Annotated in this window: 1 protein-coding gene; it reads left to right on the forward strand. The window is 31.2% G+C overall.

Features of this window, described 5'->3' with window-relative positions; genetic code table 11:
* Positions 1 to 1,055: 1,055 nt before the first annotated feature.
* Positions 1,056 to 1,181 carry a hypothetical protein gene (locus tag ACFIO3_RS10465; RefSeq protein ID WP_375608720.1) on the forward strand — a complete coding sequence of 42 codons (126 nt, stop codon included), beginning with the start codon at positions 1,056 to 1,058 and terminating at the stop codon, positions 1,179 to 1,181.
* Positions 1,182 to 3,245: the final 2,064 nt, after the last annotated feature.

A 3,245-nucleotide genomic window follows, 5' to 3' on the forward strand; every position in this document is an offset into this window, starting at 1 on the left:
ATACTCAGGAGAGAGTGAGTTGGTCAAGGAACATCGTTAAATTATATTTTTGATTTTCAACAACTCAATTTTGTGCATACAAATTATAACTGTCAGCACAATAAATTGTTTTATTTCAAATAATATTGTTTTTTTTAATCTTTCAGCATTGAAAAAATTGAATATTTTACGCTAAGTCATCATGCTCTTTAAAGAGCACTTTAATTAAGTGAATTTTTTATCTTCTGTCAATTGTTTCTCTTCACTCTTTTGAGTTTTTTAGGAGGGTATTAGGTATTGCGTTGGTGGATTCTTTTATACTTTATCTGTTAAGTGGTCAATTATTTTACCTCCTCTCTACGCTTTTAAAGACGAAGATTTCTTTCCGGTTTGTAAATGTCCAGATTTTATCGGCTTCTACTTAGAAATAATGTATTGATTTATAATGATAATCTAACTCTATTTATATTGGATAAGAGTCTCTACTATTATCAAATTCTTTTATTTGGAATTTGTCCTATGTTGAAATAATCAAAATCAATTGTTTGTACATCACAAGCAGAGTTGGTGTGTGGGTAAAAACTGTATAAGAAAGAAGGAAAAATGCTTCTCATAAACTGTCTCAAGTGCTTAAGGGTTTGTGTTGCAACATTGGGAGCTAGCAAAGTGTGTGATGATGCCGGTTTGCTTCTTTACGAGCGTAAAGATGGTGGTGCTCAATAGATTTTTTATTATTTCATGGGGACTTTATCGTTATACCATTCACGAGCAACATGTTTAAAATACCCCTAGATGAATAAAAACGACAAGCTGTATCATCTTTTGTATGCCATATCGTGAACCAGAATATTTATCTGTTTGTGTGCTCTTCAAAACGGAAATACTGCTTTATCTTAGAAGAATATAAAAGGAAAAACCAAACTCTTCTCTATCACCCAATTCAGTTATACGACTTTCAAAAGCGTCCATGATCATGTCTTTTAAATCATATCTTTCAAATAATAGAAATTACGCATTGCTGTACGCTTTTTTCTCACATTCTTCAATAGCGGGCAGATCTCTCTAGATCGCTCTAAATGAAATATACTTGTGTTGCTGATTTACGTGCTTGTTTTAAAGAAACATCTGGCTCCCAAACCCATGATGCCACCCGTGAATGGTATAAAGTAAGCTCCGTTGAGCGTTATCATCTTTATGTTTAATAGAAGAGCAATCCGGTATCATCCGTTATATCGACGAGCCTTCAATGTTTTACAGCTCTTGGTTATTTGAGAGCATTCATTAAGTGGGATTCTTTTTTAACGCGTTTTTATTCATATGGGCTCTTTCCTCTTTTGACATGTAAGAGTCATGCTTTTGTTTGATTCAAGATAAACAGATTTGAAATGAGAAAATCCTACAGTATTAGGGTTTCTTATTCACCGTGCAAAATAATTTATTATTATTAATCAATATGTTGTAATTAACTATAGATTATGGCTTACGGTTTTTTATAGAATGCTTTGCCGCCTTTGGAAAGATATTATCATAAAAAACACAATAAAGTCAATATGTTGAGCGTAATTATTTTATATGAATCCACTCAAGAATCCATCCTTTTATGCATGATTCATTTGACTATTTTTTATATAAGATTGGCATGTATGAATAGACCATAAAAAGCAGTTATCATTCATAACAGTTCATAAATCTTATGATACGTTTTTATCACAGCAGAAATCGCATTGTTTAAAAATTTAGTTGTTTGAAATCATCGATAACATAAATCGCTTACGTTTAAAGATCACATCTTGTTTTAAAGATTGGATTGTTAATCGCATAAAATAACAAATTAACGTTCGCCAAAATTGGCGAGCGCAAAATCTAAAGAGTGTTATAGCAATATTAGATCATTCTATAAGAGGGTAATCGTTCGAAACTGTTATAAGGTAAATTGTATCAAAAGATACGCATTTATAGAAAATACAGATCATATAATTTTCCCCAAAATTGGGGAAAACCTTTAAAATGGCATTAAAGAAATTAACTGTTTGAAGCAGTCATAAGCTTATAGGTTTAATTCATAAAGATTGCATAAAAGGATTTAAAGACAAGATTGATTTTATAACCACGGTATTTTTTTACCGAGGTAGGAAATAAATAGATAATGAAATTCAAAGCGTTATATCTTATGAAATCAAAAGCCTTTTAATGAATAGATTGCAGGCTAGTTTTTAAGAACGGAACTATTCGCTTCCACAAAAAATGGAAGCAAATAATGCCATGGCAGTAGAATTACTATCTACTTTAGACTTGATACTAAGAAACGTTTTAAAAGTTATAGTTTAAAAATTCGAAACCAAATGGGGTTCCCTCAATTTGAGGGCATCTATTTTAGACAAAGATAAGCAAGTAAAATTCAAAACCATTGTAACATGCATAAGGCATGAGATTTTTCTAAATTTTTAGAAAAAAGCTATAATGTTAAAGAATGCTCTATTCTAAAGTTAACGCTTCCAAAATTGGATTGGTTGATTTTACTAGCCAAATATAGAGCGATTAATTTGCAAAGAAGTTTTGTTAAAAATACGTTTATTATGAGAGCCTCTCTAAGTGAACGTTTGAAACGGATGTTTATAACAGTTTTTAAAGCCTTGCGTTTGATAAAAGCGGTTGTTTATTGTCTTATGAGAGTTTGTTTTAAAAACCAACGTTTGCAACTGTAAAAAACGGGTTTTGTTAAATCTATCAAGCGTTTTGATTTGTTTGATAGGTTTGATTTTAGACAATGCGTTATTTGAATTCACTCAACTCAATTTTAAAGTCAGTATATTGAAACATTTTAAAAGAAGCATTTTGATCATGTGCTTTATTTCAAATGCCCCCCTCACAAAGGAGGAGTTATGATTAATATGTTTGAGAGAAATGAAAAGCGTTTATAGGCTTTCTCATTCAAATGAGTGATTAAAGATCATACGCATTATTTACATTCCTTTTGATAAGTTTTCATATCTCTAATAGAGCGCTTGCAATATGATACGTTTTGTATATATGCATTCATTGCTCCATTGTGGATGATTATTTTTCTATCATTATAATCGTTATTTGAAAGCCGCGTCATATCACTTGACACGGCTTTTTTTGCATTCTTCTATAATGCGTTTATAGCCATCAAGAAGGCACCCCCATGTCTATTTTTATTCTGTTTCATCAACAATCTTGACAAGGTTATCGCTTTCATAAACCTCATAATTTATAGGAACTTCCTTTACTTTGCTTTTCTTGGT

The organism is Bartonella sp. AD328YNZD (assembly GCF_042196425.1).

Coding starts and splice junctions, on each gene's coding strand:
- ACFIO3_RS10465 (WP_375608720.1), top strand. CDS start 1,056: ATGAAATATACTTGTGTTGCTGATTTACGTGCTTGTTTTAAAGAAACA.